Consider the following 22,386-nt stretch of genomic DNA (forward strand, 5'->3'; position numbering starts at 1 on the left):
GAGCGTTCCAAATCCCTCTGCTGAATTTCACCAATTGGGGGTTAAGAAGCTGAAAAGCTTGATACAGAAGGCTTTTTAGAACTACAAGGTTTCGCATATGTCTGGCGATTTTGGCTGATTGCGGGGAGGTTCCATTCTCTGCTAATGTTATATGTAAGCGCTTTATTAATGAGAAAGGTCATGGTAGATAATCCATCATTTCGGGAGGTTATACACATGAGAAAAAAATGGCTGGTCCCCTGTGTAAGTGTAATGGCTGCGATGACGGTGTTCATTGGCGGGTGCTCGGGAGGAGGCAGTACGCCGACGGCTGCGGAGAAACCGAAGGCTCAGGGAGAAGCACCGAGCGCGGGCGCAGAGAACAATCTCAATTTTCCATTGGCGGAGCCGGTGAAGCTAAAAATTCTCGCCAATACAGCGCCGCAGGTTAAAAAGAACTATAACGAAATGCAGATGTTCAAAGAGCTGAAAGAGATGACGAATGTCGATGTAGAATGGACTCAGGTTGGGTGGGAGCAGTTGGCTGAGAAGAAGAACATCGTGATTGCCAGCGGAGACCTGCCGGACGCATTTTACGGCCGCGGCGTACTGCTGGATCAGGAAATCGTGAAGCTCGGCAGCCAGGGAGCTATTATTCCACTGGAGGATCTCATCGAACAGCATGCGCCGAACGTAAAAAAGGTGTTCGAGCAGCGCCCTGATTTCAAAACGATGCTGACGGCTACCGATGGTCATATCTACTCTTTGCCTACGTTCGTGGAGCGTGATTTTAACGAAATCCCATCCGTTCTGTTCATTAACAAGAAGTGGCTGGACCAGCTGGACATAGCAGTTCCTACGACGACAGACGAATTCTATGAAGCTCTGAAAGCGTTCAAGGAGAAAGACCCGAATGGCAACGGCAAGGCAGACGAGGTTCCATTCTCCTTCCTGTTCAACAATGCACAGAACGGCTCGAACTCGCTGGCTGGCTCCTTCGGAATCAAGCTGGATGATCCGCGAAACAACCTGTATGTGGATAACGGCACCGTTAAATATGCTCCGGAGCAGCCGGAATATCAGGCATACCTGGAATACTTGGGCAAGCTGTTCAAGGAAAACCTGGTGGATCAGGAAGTGTTCACGCATGACCAGAATACGTACCTGACAAAGGTAAGAAGCACGGATGTTCCGATTGGCGCCTTCTTCGGTTTCTCGAAGATAAGCATCTTTGGGGGCCTGAATGAGGATTATGTGCCGGTTCCTCCGCTGAAGGGACCGGATAATAAGCAAGGCTGGCTGCGGATGCCGGCTGCGGTGAGCAAAGGCTCCTTTGCCATCACTTCTTCAAATGAGCATCCGGAAGTGACGATGAAGTGGATGGATGCCATGTTTGAAGAAATGCTGAGCTTCCAGTTTGAAATTGGCCCGATTGGTTTGACGGTGAAGGAAAACTCGGATGGCACGTTCGAGAAAATGCCGATTCCGGACGGCATGAACTCGGGTGATTTCAAGCACTCTGAGGCTCCAGGAAACGGCGCAACCGTCATGGTTCTGAAGGATATGGTAAAGCGTCTTATCGACGAGCAGGCGGATGAGAAGCGGAAATATTATGAAATGTATGATCCGTTCGCATCCAGGGAGGTTATTCAGGATATGCTGTGGTCCGCCGAAGACGGCGAGAAGCTGGCTGCCATTAACCTGGACTTGAACGGTAGAAATGGATACCATGCCAGCACCTTTGCCAAATTCGTTATGAATGGCTTCAGCGATGCCGATTGGGATAAACACCTGGCTCAGCTGAAGAAGCTGAGAGTGGATGAGTATGTAGCTCTTTATCAGAAATACTATGATGCAGCAAACGGGAAATAAATCTTTACATCAAGCTGATCCCGTATTTCTCCTGGGCGAACCGGGAGGAAAGTGATATGAGCGTCTGGTTCCTGAGAGCATAATGGTTCCCGCCGAAGCCTGAAGAGGGGCTGCTCCCGAAAGATTTCAAATCTCCGGGGAGCAGTCCCTTTATATTGCCTGTAATCTGCCCCTTAGAGCGTTCCAAATCCATCTACAGCAATACAAGGACCACAAATGATTGTTGTTTTACACAAACTTCTTGACGCTACCAAAATGAGTTAGGCAGAGGTTCCATTGATTGTCATAGTAAGTAGAACGACTGGATAGAAGGTAGACCGCTAAAAAAATTATTGGCTCTTTATGTGGTGTCAATCATTATTTTTACGGGCTTGGGAGTTTATTATTATGCTAACCTACCGGCCTATACCTACGAAGAAGCGGTAAAGAAAGTGGAAGCGTATGAATCACAATCCGGAAAATCTGTTCAAGTACAAATTCCAGAGCATAGGGAAGATAAACTTGGCGTCGGAAAGCGATCTTACTTAAGTACAACTCACTATACCTACTACATCTATGTAACTGTCGAAGGAGAGTCAGTGACGCATCGCTTTGACCCATTGAATGGCGAATTTGAGCCATCGGCACGTAAGTTGAAATGAAATTAGGAGCCATTCCTGTAATGAATTAATTTGCGGTTTGAAACAAAAAAGCGCCTCCTGTATGCTGGGTCATGGAATGTGTACGGGTTACCTAATCTTTATTCATCCTACTATTTCGCAACGAATTGTTTGCTGTCTTTATTAAAAATATATTCTGTGGTTAATGTATCACCCTGTCCTTCTGTATTTCTCGTGGTTACGACCAGCTTTTCGCTTTTATTCATTGGAATACTATCTTTTTCATAATTGATAGTATCCTGGACCTTTTCAGCATTTTTAAAAGTGATTGCAAATGCTTCTCCATTTTTTTTATCAATGCCAAAAGCATAAGAATTATAACCTCTTGAAGCTGTATATTCAGGAGTGAGTAAGAAAACGTCCATTGATTCAAAACTGATTTTCTCGAAGGAAATAGGTTGCTCAGAAGGTTGAATAAAAACAATGTTCTGCAAATCTTTTATTTCTTTTTTATCCTCATTATGTTTGTAAATCACGGAGTAATGACCTTGGTAATAGAAGTCGCCTTCTTTCCCTAGAACACTAGGTGTAGTAACATGTCCAATTGCCTCTTTTCCATCTGAAACAACATATAACTCACCATTATCTGTATCTATCTGTGCTCGAATGGTAGGGGTTTTCTGGTTAATATCAATCTTAACTACATTAGCATAGGGCGAATCCGGAGTTTGACTTTTAATTTCATCTCTCTCATTCGTCGCTGTCGATGTTTTCCCTGTTTTATGAATCGTTTTATCTGAACTTTCAGTGCTGCATCTAGACATTAAAATACTTGCTACAACTATGGAACTTAAAAAAACTGAATACTTCTTAAAAATTAAAATCGCTTCCCTTCTAAATGTTAGTCTATTCTACAAAGATTACTATAAATCATACATAACCCATAAAAGTTGATAAAATGTAATTAATTTCTTAAAAAAGAGTGAATTACTAATTGTACTGCCAACATAAAGGAGTTGCAGGATTATTACTAATACTACGTATAGTTTAGAAAGGCTGTTTTCGTAAACTTTGTTGCTTTTGATTATGATTATTTTTGATTACAAGAACAATTGTTCTATAATTGAAATGATTGAATATGGAGATGTGGAATATGAGACCAAATCTAACACAAGATATTAGTGTAGATAGTTTTAAAGATTTCTATTGGTTGAAAGAAGAATTACAGTCATTTTGCAGGGGAAATGGAATAAGTGCTTCGGGTTCAAAAATAGAGATTTCCAATAGGATTGAAACATTTCTTCGAACAGGAGAAATAAAAAAACCTATTAGGTGCTATTGTTTCAAATGGCTAAATGTACCTTGATGAATTTCCTTGATCACGTCTTTGAGATCTATTCCATGATTATTTAGAATCACGATGGAATTTTAAGCTCTGAAGGACTCAAGAGGTCGGTAAAGTACAACATCCTATCGGTAACGTTTAAATCCAAGCCTTGAAAAGGATTGTATATTGAAGGAAGTGTAATCTGATACACTGTATGGAGCCGCTTGCACATGCAGCTGTCGAAAGCGGAGAAGAGGCCCCGTCAAGTGAGGGTGCGTTACAGACATCAGAGGAGGGAATATGCAATGATGAAGCTGAATGTGTATATGGCGTTATGGGGCTTGCATGGAAGCTTTGAGGAGCTGTGCAGCAAGGCCGCAGAGGCCGGCTTTACGGGTATTGAATGTCCGCTGCCGCCGCAGGAGCGGGAAGAGGAATTTCGGAAAGCGTTACAGTCTCATTCGCTGGGGTATATCGCTCAGGTGGTCAGCGGCGGAGACAGCGTGGAGGACCATATCCGAAGCTTTCAGGAACAAGTGGAGAGAACAGCGGCATTCCAGCCGGTACATATCGTTTCGCACAGTGCAAGGGACCGCATGAGCGATGCCGAGCAGGATACATTTTTCGAAAGCGCCCTGCGTACCGAGGAACAGCATGGGATGATTATTGCCCATGAAACTCATCGTCACCGGGCCATGTTTACCCCATGGACGACGGCGAGGCTGCTGCGCAAGTTCCCGGAGCTGAAGATTACCGCGGATTTCAGTCACTGGACGAATGTGTGTGAATCGCTGCTGGGAGATCTGGAGGAGGATCTGGCTCTCGCCATCCGGCATACTCATCATATTCACGGCCGGATTGGTCATACCCAGGGGCCGCAGGTTCCGCATCCGGGCGCGCCGGAATGGACCCGGGAGCGGGAATGCTTCGAAGGCTGGTGGGAGTCTATGCTAAAGCACCGCTCAGAGCAGGGAGAAACGGTAACGACCTTTACGCCTGAATTTGGACCGGTGCCTTACATGCCGACCCTGGCGTTTACGAATCAGCCGGTGTCGAGTCTATGGGAGGTTAATCTCTGGATGGCCCATCGTGCTGGGGAAAGGTTCGCGTCCTTATAGTCTGATACGAATGGCCGGGGGCTCTCGTCGAGAGGCCTCCGCTTTGTCATGGCATGCAGTATGCCAAATCGGGATAAAGCCCCAAACCCCTTATGCAGCAAGGGGTTTGGGGCTTTCCTGTTTTCGCATACGCCCGCAAAAAACCGCTGATTGTAGACAGGTTAAGGAATGAAGTACCATAAGCTCACAAAATGTAAACGCTTTTATAAGGAGGCCGACATGAAAAGATTATTGTCCTTATTTTTGAGCCTGAGTCTCATTGCAGCATTGGTGGTTCCACCTGCTCCGCTGCAAGCTGCCGTGATTGCGGATGCACAGCAGCTTATGGATTATCTGCGCACGAAAGTGGACGCAGGCGGGGATGCTACCAAGATTAAACTGGCTGACGCCAATGCAACGGTGCAGGTCAGTACTCCTGTGACGCTGAACGAGACCTTTAACGTACCGAGCGGCGTGAAGCTGCAGCTATTCTTAAAGATCGGCATTCAGGATGAAATGATAGTAGACGGGAAGCTGCAGGACAGCCGGGGCCTTGATTTTCGCCGGGACGGTGTTGTCGGCACCGGCACGGGCTCGGTGCTGCTGAATTCGGGAAGCAGCTACTACCAGCAAGGCGCTGAGATTGTAGGAGCAGCCGGCGTCATTCAGCCGGGGCCGAATTCCAGCGTAAAGCTGCTGGCGAACAGCCGGCTGTACGTAGCCTCCGGGACGGTTACCGTGCCGGCCGGCAAGACGGTGACATCAGACATGTTCAAGGTGATTGAGGTTGCAGAGGGAGCCAAATTCGAGGTTAACGGAGTCATCAATAACGACGTTGCCTTGATCCTGCCTTCCCCTCCAGGATCCGGTCCGACAGCAGACAAGGCAGCACTGGTCCAGGCGATCTCTGCGGCGATGGCGAACAAGGACGCCACGGCAGTCAGCGTGGACGGCAGTGAGGTGCCATCCACCGGAAAATGGGTCACTGCCTCGGCTGCAGATGCTTTCATGACAGCCATTCAATCGGCTATCGGCATTAGAGACGATGGAGCGGCCACACAGAGTCAGGTCACGGAAGGTGAGGCTGCATTGACAGCCGCAGTCCAAGCCTTTGATGCTGCCAAGCAGAATGGCACGCGTACAGGTGTACCTGCCGAGATCAAGACGGCACAGGATCTGGCGGATGCGCTGAAGCATATCACAGTGGATGATACGAAGGTGAAGCTAAGCGGAAATACCGTGGAGCTGTATGAAGCCATCACTATTGGAGAGCCGATGTCTATTCCGGCGGGCGTGAAGCTGCAAAGCTTTGCCGACCTGACGGTGAATACATCCGTCACTGTACTCGGCACCGTTCAGGACAGCCGTACACCGGACAAACGGGGAGCAGGTCTTGCCGGTAACGGCTCCGGTGCCATGGTGTTCCGCACGGGAAGCAGTTACTATCAGCAGGGCACCGAGGTGGTAGGTCCAAACGGTATATTCAAGCTGGGTTCAGACTCTAGCGTAGAGGTGCAAGGAAATCATCATTTGCGCATCGCTTCCGGTATAGTTACGCTGGCAAAGCCGGTGGAAGCGTCAGTGGTGCAGCGGATTACGGTAGCCTCAGAGGCCGTATTTAATGCCGTCTCTTCCCATATTGGAGCCGGTGTGGACTATACGCCGGTTAGCGCTGGCCTGGTCAGGCTGAATGAGCTGATCCGTCTGGCAGCGGCAAATCTGGACTCCACGCCGGTCAGCGTGGACGGGGCGGGACTTACGTCGGATCAATACTGGGTCACCCAAACGGACCAAGATGCCCTCGCAGACCGTGTGGATGCCGCAATCGTGACGAAGAACAACAGCTCAGCGGCGGAGAGCGATTATCAGACTGCCGCTGCCGCATTAGAGGCTGCCGTTCAAGCCTTTAACGATGCGAAGCAGCCAGGGGCGGTGCAGGCCGCAGAGATTACGACGGCAGAAGAGCTCCTGACGGCCCTGAACGGGCTGAGCGGCAGCGCAGAGCCTGTGGCTAAACGCTTGGCCGATGAGAGGGTAGGCGAGAAGACGTTCCAGGTCGTGGAAGTGTTCAAGCCGGTAACGGTAACGAAAAAGCTGACGGTGCCCGCGAACGTGCGGCTGAAGTTCACGGCCCAGATGACGGTTCATGCCATGATCCAGGTCAAGGGTCAGCTGCAGGACTTCCGGGACGAGGGCTTCATTATCGGCAATGGTATTGTCGGAGGAAGCGGCATTGGCTCTGCCGTGTTTGAGCCGGGCAGTGCGATGTATATCAAGGGCAAGGGCGAAACGATTGGGAACACCGGGATGCTCCGGGTAGAGCCAAACTCTATTCTCAGCATGTATGCAAAGAATCGCATGGAGATTACATCAGGTAAAGCAACGGTCTTGAAGCCGCTCATCACATCACTGACCACGGATTTGAGTGTACAGTCAGGTGCGGAGCTGACGGTGATCGGTTCCATTCCGAAGGAAATTGCCGTGCAATCCAGCGGAACCTACATCGATGCCAGCATTACCAATACAGAGTCCAAGCTGGGTATGGTTGGACAATCAGCTGAATCCTCGGATGAAACGGCTCTGACCGCCAAGATTCAGGACGGACGCATCTATCTGACCGTCAAGTCGATGGAGCAGAAGAAGGTGACCGTGACTGTGAAGGCGGAGGATGGCCGGACGGCGACGGTTGAAGCGGACTTGAACAATGGCGGCGTTATATCGAAGAGTATTTTGAAATACGGCGCATTGTCCGCCGCGGAGCTCAAAGCACGCATTCAGTCCAAGATCAGCGAGCTCGAAGCTTTGATCCTGCAAGCACAGGCCCGTAAGCTCGATACCGAGCGGGAGAAGGGTGCGGTCTGGTTCGCGAAAGAGTATGACAAGTATGCCGATTGGGATGAGAAAAATATAGATGTGAACAAAAAGATGTTCGGCGTGATTCCATCCTACAGCCCGGGCGGCAAGTCACCGGAGGAGCTGGCTCAGGAGCTGCCGGAGTTCCAGCGGACAGAAGTCATCGCGCTGCTGGATACGGCGATTGCCGAGCTGACCGGAGTGCTGAACGGCTCGATTGTGCGGCGGCCGGTGCGGCTCGTGGATTGGGACGGCATTGAGCTGAAGGGAAGTAATTTCTACAGTGAAGGCAAGCCGGTGTTCCTGCACGACTATTTCTCCAAGCCGCTTGATGTGCCGAAGGACAACGCAACCCTGTACAATGACTATCTCGGCAAAATCGACCTGCCCAAATCCATCAATCCTAGCTTTGTAAGCGATGAAAAGGGTACGCCGACGGCAGACAAGTACGGTGATTTACAGAATCGTCCGAGCAACAATATGGGCTATACCATCTTGTGGCATGATCCTGCTCCGGCCTGGGCGACCAGCAAGCACGGGGAGACGCTGCGTGACGGTATTACGACGTTTACGAAATACGATATTAATCACCCGGAAATTCGTTCGATTTGGAGCCATGTGCTGAAGCAGACCGGACCCATCACGAGCGGAAAGCCTTATACGGAGCTGGGATATTTGCTGGCGAACGAGCCGCACTGGTTTCTGGAGAAGGGCCACTGGGCAACTCCTAGAAAAGCAAACGGCCAAGAGGGGATTTCCGACCTTGCTCTGAAGCAATTCGCGGAGTGGCTGGAGGAGCGCCATCAAACACTGAGCAATCTGAATGCTTTGTGGGGAACGAGCTATGCAAGCTTTGATGCCGCTGCGCAGAGCGTCATTCCTATGGATAAAAAGTATAAAGGCACACCGATCGGCTATGATGTCAGCCTGTTCAATATGGAGCGGGGAACAGAATGGCTGGGCTTCCTTCATGAGCAGGTGAAGGCAAATGATCCGCAGGCGAATACGCATATTAAGATTATGCCGGACCTGTTCGTAGAGGACAACCGGACCCATGGCATCGACTTTGAGAAGCTGACTGAGATGGTTGATATCATTGGCGATGATGCGAAGACCCGGAAGGAGAATTTCAAATCAACTGGACAGGCGGAGGATTGGAAGGAGCACTACTCCTATATGTGGAAAGAGCTGGCCATGTCCTACGACTTTATGTCCTCGGTCAGCCCGGATAAGGCGCATATCAACTCAGAGGTGCATTTCCTGTCCACTGTCGCTTACCGCGATCTGTACATGAAGCCGGAGTATGTACGCAACACCTACTGGCTGGCGACACTGCTCGGTATGGATGCGGGCTTTACCTGGTTCTGGGGACGCAATCCGGATGGCTCCATTGAGAATCGTCTGATGACGACCTCGGTGCAGGGGCTGCTGGAGTCCTATCCGGGAACGGTGGCTCAGCAGCCACGGGTAGCCAATGAGTTAAGCAAGACGATGATGGATCTGAACGCGTTCTCTGAAGAGATTGTGAAGTTTCAGGAGCAGCGCAAGCCCGTGCGGATCTTCTACTCTGAAACGGCGGCCATTAATGATACGCATTATATGGAGGATCAATTCGAGCTGTACGAGGCTCTGTTCTTTAACGGAGTACCGGTCGGGTTTGTGACAGCAAGCATGCTGGAGAAGCAGCCGCATTCCAGCTGGGATGCTGTCGTGATCCGTAAGACCGAGGAAGTGACAGACGCTGAGTTTGAGGCGCTTCAGTCTTATTTGAATGCAGGCGGAACGGTGATTACGGATGATGCCAGCCTGAAGCTAACTCAGTACAAAAAGCCGCGCACAGCATCCTTGACACAAGGAAGCGGTGTGCTGTATCAGCCGGCGGACACATCCCCTGCCAGCCTGGCCAAGCAGGCATTTACTGTGCTGGAGCAGCAAGGCAGTCTGTCACCGGTCAAGCTGATGGAGACGAACCCTTCCAATCAGCGCGGGGCCATGTGGCGTGTTGTGCCTCAGGGTGACGACCGTTACATGATGACGGTTGTGAATTTGGGCAAGCACGAGGCTTCCCTGCAGGCGGCGATGGCCGGCAATGCCGCATTTACAGTGACAGACATGATGACAGGCCAAAGCCTCGGCACGTCCTGGACAGTAAAGCCGGAAGGAGTCATGCTGCTGGAGCTTCAAGTGCTGCCACAATCCGGGCAGCCAGGCAGCGGTGACGGCACAGATGGAGGAACAAACGGTGATCCGGGCTCCGGTGGAACTCCTGGCGGAACGATTGGTGGAACTCCTGGCGGAACGACTGGCGGAGCAGCAGGAGGCGGAAGCTCGGTCCCAGGCAATAGCGGACCTGTTAAACAGCCTGCCGCTCCAGTGAAAGTGACAGCAGACACCATTGTGAACGGTGTTGCGCGCTCCAAGCTGTCTGGCAGCCTGCTGCAAAGTGCAGTGGAACAGGCTGTAAACGGCAGCGTGCGTATCCAGGTAGAGCTGCCGGCTGCCGCCAATGAAGTGCAGCTGCAGCTTCCGGCTTCCAGCGTGAGCGCTGCAGGCATGGCGCAGATTACCAAGCTGAGTATTGACACCGGTCTCGCTGTCGTTTCGATCCCGCCGTCCATGCTGCAGAAAGCTTTGAGCCCTAACGCCCAAACCGTAGAGCTCACCGTCAAGAAGACTTCTGTAACGCTGGACAGCGAGAAGGCACGGGCTATTGTCAAAGACAATCCGGTCTACGACTTCACCTTGTCTGTGGATGGCGCGGCAATCAGCCATTTCGGCAATGGGGCATCCGTGGAGCTGCAGCTTCCCTATACGCTGAAGGGAGGCGAGAAGCCGAAGCATGTCGTTGCTTATTACATCAACGACAACCGTGAGCTGACGGCCGTGAAGAACAGCCGCTATGACGAGAAGACGGGAACGCTCGTATTCCATGTGAAGCATTTCAGCTACTATACCGCAGCGTCAGCAAACGTCAGCTTCAAGGATCTTTCAACGGTCCCATGGGCTGAGGAAAGCATTCTGTCTCTGGCAGCGCGGGAAATCGTGCAGGGCACTGGTTCGGGAGCCTTCCAGCCAGCGCAGCAAGTGAGCCGTGCCGAGTTTGTTCAAATGCTCGTTAACGCTTTTGAGCTTGGCTCTGGCGAGAAGGCTGCCTCTACCTTCAGCGACGTGAAGCAGGGAGCCTGGTACAGTGGTGCGCTCGGCACAGCACAGTCGCTCGGCATCATTTCCGGCAAGCCGGATGGCAGCTTCGGTGTTCATGACTCCATCACAAGACAAGAGATGGCAGTCATCGTGCATCGCTTGCTGACAGCAGAGGGGATTTCACTGCCAGAGGGCAGCGGTTCTGCAAAGGCCTTTAAGGATGAGGGGCTGATTGCCGGCTACGCGGCAGCCAGTGTGAAGGCCATGCAGGCCTCCGGCTTGCTGCAGGGCTCAGGCAACGGGCAATTTGGTCCGAAGGAGCTCACTACGCGCGCCCAGGCGGCCGTGCTGGTGGAGCGTCTGCTGGAGCTTCCATAAATGCAGGATACAGGAACTAGCAAAGCATAGGAATGAGGCAAAGCATTGGAAAGAAGCCGCTCTACAGCAGAGCGTGCTTCTTTTCCTTCATGCCTTGAAGCTGCTCTAATATTAACTTGAAAAATATATAAAAAATGTATTGACTTAACATCCAATGTTAAATATTCTAAGTGTGAAATTAAATTTTAAATTTAAATGGAGGTGCATGGATGGGGACCAAACAGAAGCTGATCAGCCTGACCTTATGTGTCGGATTGATCATGGGCATGACCGCAGCAGACCGTTTCTCGATCGCGTTCGCTGCTGAAACCCCGAAGCAGGAGGCTGTCAGAAAGCTGGGCGAGCTGAACGCGTTGATCACACAAGCGAAAGGAAGTGGCATTGACACCACCCGGGAAGAAAGTGCGGCATGGATGGCAAGTGAATTTATTAAATACGCAGACTGGGACGCCGCCAACGTTGCGAAGAACAAGGCCCAGTTCGAGCGGGTCAAGCTGTTCCAGAATAATGCGCAGCAGCTGGCGAATGACCTGCCCAATTTTGAGCGCAGAGAAGTCAGTCAGATGCTGGATACAGCCAAAACCGAATTGAATCAGGTCATGAGCGGAGCGGTGACGCGCCGCGCAGTGTCCAAGGTCAACTGGTCGAACATTACGGTGCAGAATGATCAGTTCATGTCTAACGGAAAGCCGGTGTTCCTGTACGATTACTTCTCCAAGCCGCTGAATATTCCAACCTCCGATCCGACACTGTATAACGAATATTTAGGCAAGCTGGATCATCCAAAGGCCATCAGCCCGATCTTCGCGCTGGACGAGGCCGGAACCATCGATCAGACGAAGCTGGCTGATCTGAAGAATCGCCCGACCAATACAGCCGGCTACCTCATGCTGTGGCATGATCCGCTGCCGCAATGGGCAGCCACCAAGTATGGACCAGAGATTTTGAAGGGGCAGAGCTTCTTCACGAAGTATGACATTGACCACCCGCAGGTGCGGGAGATCTGGAAGGATGTCTTCAAGGGAACCATCCCGACGACGGCCGGCAAAAACTACACCAAGCTCGGCTACATTCTCGCTAATGAACCGCACTGGTTTACGGCGAAAGGGCATTGGGCGGCCGTTTCCAATGTGTCTACGTATACGATGAGCAAGTTCAGAACATGGCTTGAGGCCAAGCACGGCACGATTGCCAAGCTGAACGGGCTGTGGGGGACAAGCTACAGCAGCTTCAGCCAGGTGAATCTTGCCATTCCACTGGATGCCTCTTACAAGAACACTCCGATCTGGTATGACTGGTCACGCTTCAACATGGATCGGGGAACTGAATGGCTGACCTTCCTGCATGATGAGATCAAGAAATATGATCCTGCAGCCCGGACTCAGCTGAAGCTTATGCCAGACCTCTTCGTCGAGGGCCCTCGGGATCATGGCATCGACTTTGAGGCCCTGACCGAGATGACCGAGATCATCGGCGACGATGCAAAGATTCGCAAGCGGAACATGAACAGCACCGGTCCGGAGAGCTGGGAGTCCAAGTACGCCTACTACTGGGAAGAGATGGCGATGTCGTATGACTTTATGGATTCCGTCAGCCCGAACAAGCCTCACTTTAATTCCGAGGTGCATCTGCTGTCGACAACGCAGTACCGGGATCTGTACATGAAGCCCGAGTATGTGCGCTCCACATACTGGCAGACGACCATTCACGGCTTGAACGGGGGCCTGACCTGGTTCTGGGGCCGTAACGCTGACGGCTCGATCGAGGAGCGGCTGCAGAATGCTACTGGCGGTCTCGGCGAGTCCTATGCGGCTTCGGTAGCCCAGCAGCCAAGAGTGGCGCAGGAGCTGACCAAGACGATGATGGACATGAACGCCTTCTCGAATGAGATCGTCAAGTTCCAGCGGGAGCGTAAGCCGGTTCGGCTGTTCTACTCTGAAGCGGCCGCAATCAACGATTTCAATTACATGCAGGATCAATTTGATCTGTATGAGTCCATGTACTTTAGTGGGGTACCGCTCGGCTTTGCCACGAAGAACATTATTTTCAAGCAGCCGAACTCGGATTGGGATGTCATCGTAGTCCGCAAGACGGAGGAAGTCACCGAAGCGGAATTTAACGCACTGCAAATTTATCTGGATAACGGGGGAACCGTCATCCTGGATGATGTCAGCCTCAAGTTCAATGAATACAAGCAGCCGCGCGCGAAGACCCTGACCGCAGGTACCGGCAAGCTGATCAAGATGACAAACAATGCCGTGTCCGGCATTGCATCCCGAGTAACAACAGAGCTGTCGGCCAAAGGTCAGCTGCCACCGGTGGTCCTGACCGAGAACAATGGCCTGCCATCTAAGGGAGCCTTCTGGCGGGTTGTGCCGCATGGCACGAACACCTACCTGATGACGATCGTGAACGTTGGAAAGAACACCTCCAATATCAGCCTCAAAATGGCGAACAACAAAAATGTTACCGTCAAAAACCTGATGACCGGCAAAAGCTCGCCAGCGAGCTTCAGCCTCGGTTCAGAGCAGGTGCTACTGCTGGAGGTGAAGCCGGTGCCGTAAGGCACAGGCCGCGCTGTATCTCAAGTAACAACAAGGGACGCTCCACCGAAGCTTGATCCGGTGGAGCGTCCCTTTCTCTTGCTACCGATACAGCTGCTGCTGATAATCACGCGGCGACAGGCCGGTGACCTGCTTGAACACCCGGCTGAAATAATAGGGATTCGGAAACTGGAGCTGCTCGCTGATCTGGGATAGGTTCAGCGCTTCGGCGTGCATCAGCTCAATAGCACGCTGGATTTTGAGCTTCCGGTAGTATTCATTGATCGTGCTGCCGGTATCGGCTTTAAACACCCGCCCCAAATAGGTGTAGTTCATGCTCAGACGGTCGGCAATTCTCTTGCTGTCAAAGGGCTGCTCCAGCTGCTGCTTCAGGCAGGCGATGATCCGAGAGGAAAGCGCGGAGCCGCGGTGCTTCTCTCTTTGCTGCAGGTCCTGCTGCAGCAGCTCGTACAGCGCCTGATAGAGCAGGCCGTTCATGCGCTCCGTGCTGAACGGCGCGGCAGAGCGGTACAGCCGCAGCATGGCGTTCAGGATATCCATAAACGACTCCGGGGAGGACAAGGTAAGCTGCTTCGGCAGAAAGAGCGGCTCTTGCTCTGCCCGGGGCTGAAACGGCACGAAGGAGACCCAGTACCAGGTCGAGCCGGGCGCGACGGGGGATTTGCCCCAGTGACGGCACTGATTTTTGAGAAAAAAAGCTTGTCCGCTGCTCAAGGTATAGTCAATCTCCTCCTCACACACGGTCACTTCTCCGTCCACGACATACAGCAGGGTATCCATATTCAAGATCCGGTCGACGTGAATCCAGGGCTGCGCCGGCTTGAACACCCCCATTGTAATTAAAGCAGGCAGCTCGCTGCGGTTCATCATGACACGCTGCTCCATGGGGACAACTCCTCCTTTATAGCCTCTATTTAAGAGACATTGTATAGAAGTTGATATAAGATATCAATCTTGCAGTTGCGTGCATTTTTAAAGACGGGACGCTGGACTATCATATGGATATATGGTAAATGCGAAGGAGGAAGTCTGATGGAATTTACACCGATCAAGGTGGAGCGGGACCTGACGATTGTCGGAGGCGGAATGCCGGGCATCTGTGCGGCGATCCAGGCCGCAAGACTTGGCATGAAAGTATCCTTAATTAATAACCGGGGGTATTTAGGCGGCAATGCAAGCCCTGAGAACCGGATCAATGTGGTCGGCGCCGACGGTGCCCAGGAGTTTAACTTCTACGCCCGGGAGTCGGGCATTATGGAAGAGCTGCGCCTGGAGAATCTGTATCGAAATCCGCAGGGCAATGCGTATTTATGGGAAACGATTCTGCTGGATTTTGTCCTGGGGGAGCCGAATGTATCGCTGTTTCTGAATACCAACATAGATAAAGTCGAAACCGATGGAAGCGGTAACATCCTGTATGTGTCCGGATCACAGCTGGGCGCGGAGAAGCGCTTTGACTTCTACAGCCCGCTGTTTCTCGACGATACCGGAGACGGGACGGTCGGCTATCTTGCCGGAGCGGAGTACCGTACAGGGCGGGAAGCGAAGTCGGAATTTAACGAACGGATTGCTCCGGATGAGGCAGACCAGAACATGCTGCTGAGCACGCTGTCCTGGTACTCCAAAGACACCGGGCGTCCTGCACGGTTCGTGATGCCGGAATTTGCCCAAAGCCTGAAGGTTGAGGAGGCGCTGCAGCACCGCCAGATTCCCGACCGCATCCCGGGGAATTCCCGCTATGAGGCATACCGGATGCAGTGGTTTTACGAAATTGGCCATGGAAAGGACCCCATCCGCGAGAACGAGGAAATTATGCAAAACCACAGAGAACTCGTCTACGGGATCTGGAATCATATCAAGAACAGCGGCAATTATGACGCTTCCCAGTACGATTTGGAGTATGTGAGCGGTGTTCCGGGCAAGAGAGAATCCAGAAGGCTGATGGGCGATTATATCCTGACAGAAGAGGATATTGTGGAGCAGAAGGATTTCGAGGATACGATCGGCTTCGGCGGCTGGTCCATCGACCTGCATGCGGTGGAGGGCTTCTTCTCGAAGGATATGACAACCCGCCATTTCGTGCTGCGGGGCGTGTACTCGATTCCCTACCGCAGCTGCTATTCTAAAAATGTAAACAATCTGTTTGTAGCCAGCCGCTGCATGTCCACCACCCACGTAGCCTTTGGTACGACGCGCGTTATGGCTACGCTGGCGGTGCTGGGCCAGTCCTGCGCGGCAGCCGCTCATCTGTGCAAGAAGTACCATGTGCAGCCAAGAGATATTTACGAGCAGCATATGGAGGAGCTGCAGCAGCTGCTGCTGGCGAATGACCAATACATCATCGGAAAGCGCAGCCACGATCCGCTTGATCTGTGCCGTCAAGCTGACATTCAGGTCAGCTCCGTGCAGCCTTCCTTCCTGGAGCAGGCAGATTTCAGTCTGCCGCTGGATGGCCGGTACGCGTTCATCTTGCCGGTGAAGGAGCCTGTTCAGCAGCTGGCGCTGCGTCTGAGCAGTCAGAGGGAGGCCCGGCTGCGGTATACCGTTTACGTCCCGAGCAAGCTGCAGAACTACTCGCCGCAGCACAAACTGTATGAAGGGGAGATTACCGTTCCGGCCAGCTCCGAGCTGCAGTGGGTGAACCTGCCTCTAAGCGGCGAGAGCGAGAACGGCAAGCTGTTCATCGAATTCGAGCCGAATGAGTCGATTCAGCTGGGCATGTGTGATGACGAGCTGAACGGTGTATTTTTCCTCAAAAAGCATGCCATGAACCGCCGCACAACCTTCTGCGATATTGACACCCTGGAAGTGAAGAAAGAAATGTGGCGCGCGGAGAAGGGGCTTCCTTGCTACCGGACGGGTACAGAGCAGGACATCTATAACGGCGGTAACCTGAACAATGGCCTGTCGAGAAACCATGGGCTGCCTAATCTGTGGCTTTCTGCACCGACTGAGGGGGATGAAAGCATTACGGTGAGCTTGAAGGAGGCGCGGAACGTCAGCCGCATGCAGCTTGTTTTTGACTCCAATCTCAACTACCACTATGACAATCTGGAGATTTATCAGGATTTCAACATCTTCCCGACCCTGGTCAAGGACTATACCGTCTATGGCAAGAAAAATGGAGCGTACCACGAGCTGATCACCGTAACAGACAATTACAAGCGGGTGAACAAGCTGTCCTTTCAGCCGTTCCTCACGGATGAGCTGAAGGTCGTCTTCCATAAGACGAATGGCGCCAAGCGGGTGAGTGTGTATGAGATTCGGGCCTACGAGTAGCATGGTGTCAGACGTGGCGGCGCAAAGGACAAAACTGCAGAAGCTGCAGCTAAAGGAGGCAGGAATGGGATGGCCAAGAAGCCGCATGTGTTTTTTATAATGACGGATGAATTGCGGGCCGACACGCTGGGATTCCGGGGCCACAGCACGGTGCAGACGCCCCATCTGGATCAATTCGCCAAGGACTGTGCTGTATTTACGAATGCGTATACGAGCTGCCCGATGTGCGCTCCGGCGCGGGTCAGTCTGGCTACCGGACGCTACGGTCTCAGTCACGGCGTGCTGGACAACGCCTTCGCTCCGGTGGAGGATGAGCACTCGCTGTACAGCACCATGAGTCAACACGGGTATCACACGATCAACTACGGCAAAATCCACTTTAACACACCGGGCACCTTCGGCTTTGAGGAGCATTACCCCCGCGGCCAGTTTGCCGGCGGAGAGGTCGGGGTGTTCGGCGTTACGAATCGCGAGCTGCTGAAGAACAGTGTCTACAAAAAAAATGAAGGCGAGGTTTCACTCGTCATCCACGGCGTTAATCCGCAAAAGCCCGGGGAAACGGCCGACTCGCTGCTGACCACAGCGTATGTAGAGCGGCTGAACGACCTCAAGGACAGTGAACGGCCGCTGTTCCACCGGCTGTCGATCATTGATCCGCATACGCCGTATTTTCCGGCAGAGCCTTATGCATCGATGTATGACTACCGGGAAATGCGACTGCCGGATACGTGGAAGGAGGATCTCTCCACCAAACCGCTGCTGCACCGTTATTATTACCGGGCGCGGGGGTTTGACCGCTTGACGGAGGAGGATTACCGCCGCAGCCTGGCCAGCTATTACGGCCTGATTACGCATGTGGATGACCGGGTCGGGCAGGTGCTGGGCAGGCTGAAGGAGCTCGGGCTGTACGAGGATTCCATCATCGTCTTTACATCGGATCACGGCTCCATGATGGGCGAGCACGGCTTTATCGAGAAATGGGGGATCCTCTATGAAGAGGTGTCCCGGATTCCCCTTCTGATCAAGTTTCCGAAGAGCAGGCACCAGGGAACGTATGAGGCTTTCGCAGAAATTATAGATATTATGCCGACACTCCTGGATGCTGCCGGAATTGACATTCCGGGCGGCGTGCAGGGACAGTCTCTTCTGCCCATGCTCCAGGGAGAGCCGGGAGCCGCCAAGGATGAGGTGTTCGGGCATATTTTTACAGGCGGCTTGCAGCGCGAGCCGGCGCTGATGATCCGCAAGGGAGCCTGGAAGCTTACCTGGTATCCGGGGCAGGAAGAGCTGCACGACCGGCTGATGAACGACCACTATCTGAAGTACACGCATATGTTCCTCGAAGACGTGGTGGAAGGCGAGCTGTATCACCTGGATCAGGACCCCGGGGAGACACATAATCTGTTCCAGGACCCCGCCCATGCCGCCGTCAGGGAGGCACTGCTGCAGCGGCTTCTAGCCTGGCGGGCGGGCCTTGGGCCGCTGGCTGATCTTGACGATATGCAGCAGGCCCGTAATACGGTGAACAGCTATCATCTGCTGCAGGGAGACAATCTGGCCCGTATGCAGACCCTGATGCGGGCCGGCGGAACAATCAGGCAGCTGGGGCGAGCCGGCGCAGAGAAGTCAAGATAGTACTACTTCAGCAACGAGGTAAAAATAGTACTACTATTGTGAGGGTATGTGCATGGGAAAAGAGACCGCACAGCAGATATGATGGGAATAAGGCCTGCGATGCCGAGGTCAGGTATCCGGGTCTTGGAAACATCATTTTTTGTACTCGGGAGGTTATTTAATGAAGGATCTGCAGAAGGTCTGGGAAAATCTTGACGTGCTTCATCTCAATCGGGAAGCCCCGAGAGCTTACTATATACCGTATGCCAATACAGAATCGGCAAGACAGGGGAAGCGCGGCAAATCCCCTTTTTACCAAACCCTGAATGGACAATGGAAGTTTCGCTATCACCGCAGTGTGCAGGAGGTGAAGGAGGCTTTTTACGAGGAGGCTTATGATTACTCTGGCTGGGACGACCTGCTGGTGCCTTCCTGCTGGCAGTCTAACGGGTATGACCAGATGCAGTACTGCAATGTGAATTATCCGATTCCGTGCGATCCGCCCTTCGTCCCGGACGAGAATCCGGCGGGGCTGTACATCCGGGAATTTAACGTATCCGGCGATTGGAAGGACCAGGCAGCGCATGTCGTCTTTGAAGGCGTGAATTCCTGCTTCTATTTGTGGGTGAACGGTGCGTTTGTCGGCTATAGCCAAGGCAGCCGCATTCCGGCGGAATTCGATCTGAGCTCTTATGTGCGCAGCGGCAAGAACCGCATGGCTGTTATGGTGCTCAAATGGTGCGACGGCACCTATCTGGAGGATCAGGATGCCTGGCGTTACTCGGGTATTTTCAGAGATGTGTATCTGCTTGCCCGCAGTCAGGAAAGAATCCGTGACGTGTTCTATCAGGCTGATTTATCGGCGGACTACAAGCAGGCCTCACTGCGCTGCGATGTCGAGAGCCATGGCATTGTGGAGGTGCAGGTTCAGCTACTGGATGCAGCGGGGCATGAGGTCAGCTCCAGCACGGCCCGGGTGAAGGGTAAGGAAACGCTGCGCCTGGACATCGCAAGCCCGGTGCTGTGGAGTGCAGAGAATCCGTATTTGTATTCGCTGCTGGTCAGCGGTGCGGGTGAAGTGCTGCATTTTCATGTCGGACTCCGCAAAGTAGAAGTGGTGGACGGCGTATTCCGCATCAACGGCCAGGACATCAAGCTGAAGGGCGTCAACCGTCACGATTCCCATCCGGAGCTGGGACAGACGATTCCGCTGAAGCATATGATTCAGGATTTGAAGCTGATGAAGCAGCATAACATCAACACGATCCGGACCTCCCATTACCCGAACGACCCGAGATTTCTGGATTTATGCGACCAGTACGGCTTCTATGTCATTGATGAGGCGGATCTGGAGGCGCACGGTGTGCTGCATGCTGGAGACTATCATATGCTTACGAAAAATCCGGAGTGGGAAGCAGCCTTCCTCGACCGTGCTGTCCGCATGGTTGAACGGGACAAGAACCACCCGTCCGTAGTGATCTGGTCTATGGGCAATGAATCCGGCTATGGCGTAAATCATATTGCGATGGCACGCTGGACCCGGGAGCGCGACACGACACGTCCCGTGCACTACGAAGGGGCGGCGCTGAAATATAACGGCCATCCTGATACCAGCTGCCTGGATATGAACAGCAGAATGTATGCCACCGTGCAGGAGCTGATTGCTTACGGCAGCGATGAGAGCCAGACCAAGCCCCTGCTGCAGTGCGAGTACAGCCATGCCATGGGCAACAGCTGCGGAGACTTGAAGGATTACTGGGACGTGATCTATGCCTATCCGAAGCTGATGGGCGGCTGTGTATGGGAGTGGTGTGACCACGGCATCAAGGCGGAATCCCCGGATGGGCAGACGTTCTATGGCTATGGCGGCGATTTCGGCGATGTGCAGAACGACGGGAACTTCTGTATTGACGGGCTCGTCAGCCCGGACCGGATTCCTCATACGAACCTGCTGGAGCTGAAAAAGGTGATGGCGCCCGTGCTGCTGGAGGCGGAGGATGCCGCCGAGGGCAAGGTTCGCGTAAGTAACCGCTATGACTTTATCGACCTGTCAGATGTCGTCATGAGCTGGAAGGTCGAGCTTGACGGCGAAACCGTGGAGCAGGGAGAATTGCCGTCGCTGCAAACGCCTCCTCATGGCACAGAGATCGTGACCATTCCTTATTCGGTTCCTCATACGGCAGGACGCTGGTTCCTTAATCTGTTCGTAACGCAGCGCACCGACAAGCCATGGGCAGCGGCAGGGCATGAGCTGACCAGTGAGCAGTTCGAGCTGCCAATGCCGGCTTCTGTGCCTGCACCGGCTGCCGATCTGCGGGTACTGCCGGATATTACGGTAGAGCAGCGGGACGATGAGGTGATCGTGGAGGGCTTTGATTTCCTGCATGTATTCGATCTTCACGCCGGGACATTTACGAAGATCACCAAGCATGGTGTGCCGCTGCTTCAGGGCAGGCCGCAGTTCAGCATTTGGCGGGCGCCCGCAGATAATGACCGCAAGATCAAGGTGCTCTGGAGCAAGGAAGGCTATGACCGCGCCATCACGAAGGTCTACCGCGCCGAGGTCACCGAGGTATCAGAGAAGCGGGTACAAATCGAGGTGGACTTCGCACTGACCTGCAACATCAAGCTGCCGCTGCTCAAGGGCAAGGCTGTGTGGGAGGTGGACGGCGCCGGAGCGATCACGCTGAAGACGTCCGTTCAGGTGCGGGAGGATCTGCCGTATCTGCCTCGCTTCGGGCTGCAGCTCGTCATGCCGGCAGGCAATGAGCAGGTGGAGTACTTTGGCTACGGACCGCATGAAAGCTATATCGACAAGCGCCAAAGTGTTAGAAAGAGCAAATATGAGTTGACCGTCGATCAGATGCACCATTCCTATGTTGTGCCGCAGGAGAATGGCTCGCGGTATGGAACAGAGTGGGCTTCTGTCAGCAATGCACTCGGTATGGGCCTTCTGTTCACCAGCCTGGGCTCGGAGTTCTCGTTCCAGGCGCTGCACTACACGCCAGAGGATATGACTCAGGCGAAGCATACGTATTCCTTGCGTAGACGCAAGGAGACGATCGTGCATCTGGATTACAAAATGAACGGGATCGGCTCCAGCTCCTGCGGAACGGATCTCCTGGAGCAGTATCAGCTGAGCGATAAGGACATGGCCTTTGAGCTGCGGATGACTCCCATTCTGACCGAAGACGAATAGCAGCTTTTGCATCTAAGCCGTCCTGATTTCACAGCAGGGCGGCTTTTTTTGTCTGGCGTGCCCAGAAGCACGCATCTTCTAGCCGGTGAAAGTCCGGTCGCGGGAGGGGCCAAGCCCCCGCGTAGCTAGGATACCTGCGTACGGCGAAATCTGTGCGTAGAAGCGTATCGACGAAAGTACCTGTCGGAGACAGGGCGAGCGAAATACCAGGCCGTAACATGAAGTGAATCCTGCCGCGTCGTCAAAAAGGCCTCGCAAGAGGGACAAGAGGAAGCCGAGTCCCGCATACATGGACGAAGGCCAGGGAAACTGCTCTGAACTTGGAACGGCAGTGAAGAATCCTCCGGCGTAGAGGGAGCGGCATGGTATGAAAGAGGATGTAGTGAACTGGGGAGGCCCTCCCCTGCACGAGAAAAAAAAAAACTCGTAGCGAGGCGCTCTATAAGCTGAAAAAAAAAAAAGGTGAAGTGAGATGTCTGCA

At 53.0% G+C, this 22,386-nt stretch carries 11 protein-coding genes and 1 pseudogene; 10 read left to right on the plus strand and 2 right to left on the minus strand.

Annotated elements, in window-relative coordinates:
• The first annotated feature begins 216 nt into the window (after window positions 1-216).
• The 3 genes from E6C60_RS01210 to E6C60_RS01215 all read left to right on the plus strand — a co-directional run bounded on the left by E6C60_RS01210 (window position 217) and on the right by E6C60_RS01215 (window position 2,492).
• Window positions 217-1,851, plus strand: coding sequence for an extracellular solute-binding protein (locus tag E6C60_RS01210; protein ID WP_175415130.1), 1,635 nt, complete (start codon window positions 217-219; stop codon window positions 1,849-1,851).
• 8 nt (window positions 1,852-1,859) lie between these two features.
• The gene (locus E6C60_RS21525) at window positions 1,860-1,934 is read left to right on the plus strand and encodes a hypothetical protein (RefSeq protein WP_407669144.1); all 75 of its coding nucleotides are present in this window, start codon (window positions 1,860-1,862) and stop codon (window positions 1,932-1,934) included.
• A 264-nt stretch (window positions 1,935-2,198) separates the two neighbouring features.
• Window positions 2,199-2,492, plus strand: coding sequence for a hypothetical protein (locus tag E6C60_RS01215; RefSeq protein WP_175415131.1), 294 nt, complete (start codon window positions 2,199-2,201; stop codon window positions 2,490-2,492).
• A 110-nt stretch (window positions 2,493-2,602) separates the two neighbouring features.
• Here E6C60_RS01215 and E6C60_RS01220 read toward each other — a convergent pair whose 3' ends face one another.
• The gene (locus E6C60_RS01220) at window positions 2,603-3,274 is read right to left on the minus strand and encodes a L,D-transpeptidase family protein (RefSeq protein ID WP_138224095.1); all 672 of its coding nucleotides are present in this window, start codon (window positions 3,272-3,274) and stop codon (window positions 2,603-2,605) included.
• 329 nt (window positions 3,275-3,603) lie between these two features.
• Between E6C60_RS01220 and E6C60_RS21235 the strand changes: the two are divergent.
• From E6C60_RS21235 to E6C60_RS01240, 4 genes and pseudogenes are all read left to right on the plus strand, one after another.
• Window positions 3,604-3,783, plus strand: a pseudogene (locus tag E6C60_RS21235) (SAP domain-containing protein); the annotation flags it as partial.
• 299 nt (window positions 3,784-4,082) lie between these two features.
• Complete coding sequence (locus tag E6C60_RS01230) at window positions 4,083-4,895, plus strand: sugar phosphate isomerase/epimerase family protein (protein WP_233281092.1); 813 nt, start codon at window positions 4,083-4,085, stop codon at window positions 4,893-4,895.
• Between the two features lie 219 nt (window positions 4,896-5,114).
• Window positions 5,115-11,249, plus strand: coding sequence for an S-layer homology domain-containing protein (locus tag E6C60_RS01235; protein ID WP_175415132.1), 6,135 nt, complete (start codon window positions 5,115-5,117; stop codon window positions 11,247-11,249).
• Window positions 11,250-11,458: 209 nt separating this feature from the next.
• The gene (locus tag E6C60_RS01240) at window positions 11,459-13,813 is read left to right on the plus strand and encodes a beta-galactosidase (protein WP_138224097.1); all 2,355 of its coding nucleotides are present in this window, start codon (window positions 11,459-11,461) and stop codon (window positions 13,811-13,813) included.
• 81 nt (window positions 13,814-13,894) lie between these two features.
• On the opposite strand, the gene E6C60_RS01245 is transcribed toward E6C60_RS01240, so the two are convergent.
• The gene (locus tag E6C60_RS01245) at window positions 13,895-14,698 is read right to left on the minus strand and encodes a helix-turn-helix domain-containing protein (protein WP_138224098.1); all 804 of its coding nucleotides are present in this window, start codon (window positions 14,696-14,698) and stop codon (window positions 13,895-13,897) included.
• 147 nt (window positions 14,699-14,845) lie between these two features.
• Here E6C60_RS01245 and E6C60_RS01250 point away from each other — a divergent pair, with 147 nt between their 5' ends.
• The 3 genes from E6C60_RS01250 (at window position 14,846) to E6C60_RS01260 (ending at window position 21,905) form a co-directional block, all read left to right on the plus strand.
• Entirely contained in the window at window positions 14,846-17,092 is a 2,247-nt protein-coding gene (locus E6C60_RS01250) for an FAD-dependent oxidoreductase (RefSeq protein ID WP_138224099.1), read from the plus strand.
• A gap of 69 nt (window positions 17,093-17,161) precedes the next feature.
• Entirely contained in the window at window positions 17,162-18,727 is a 1,566-nt protein-coding gene (locus tag E6C60_RS01255) for a sulfatase-like hydrolase/transferase (protein WP_138224100.1), read from the plus strand.
• A gap of 160 nt (window positions 18,728-18,887) precedes the next feature.
• The gene (locus E6C60_RS01260) at window positions 18,888-21,905 is read left to right on the plus strand and encodes a glycoside hydrolase family 2 TIM barrel-domain containing protein (protein WP_138224101.1); all 3,018 of its coding nucleotides are present in this window, start codon (window positions 18,888-18,890) and stop codon (window positions 21,903-21,905) included.
• Window positions 21,906-22,386 lie beyond the last annotated feature (481 nt).

The organism is Paenibacillus algicola (assembly GCF_005577435.1).
Taxonomy (GTDB): domain Bacteria; phylum Bacillota; class Bacilli; order Paenibacillales; family Paenibacillaceae; genus Paenibacillus_AQ; species Paenibacillus_AQ algicola.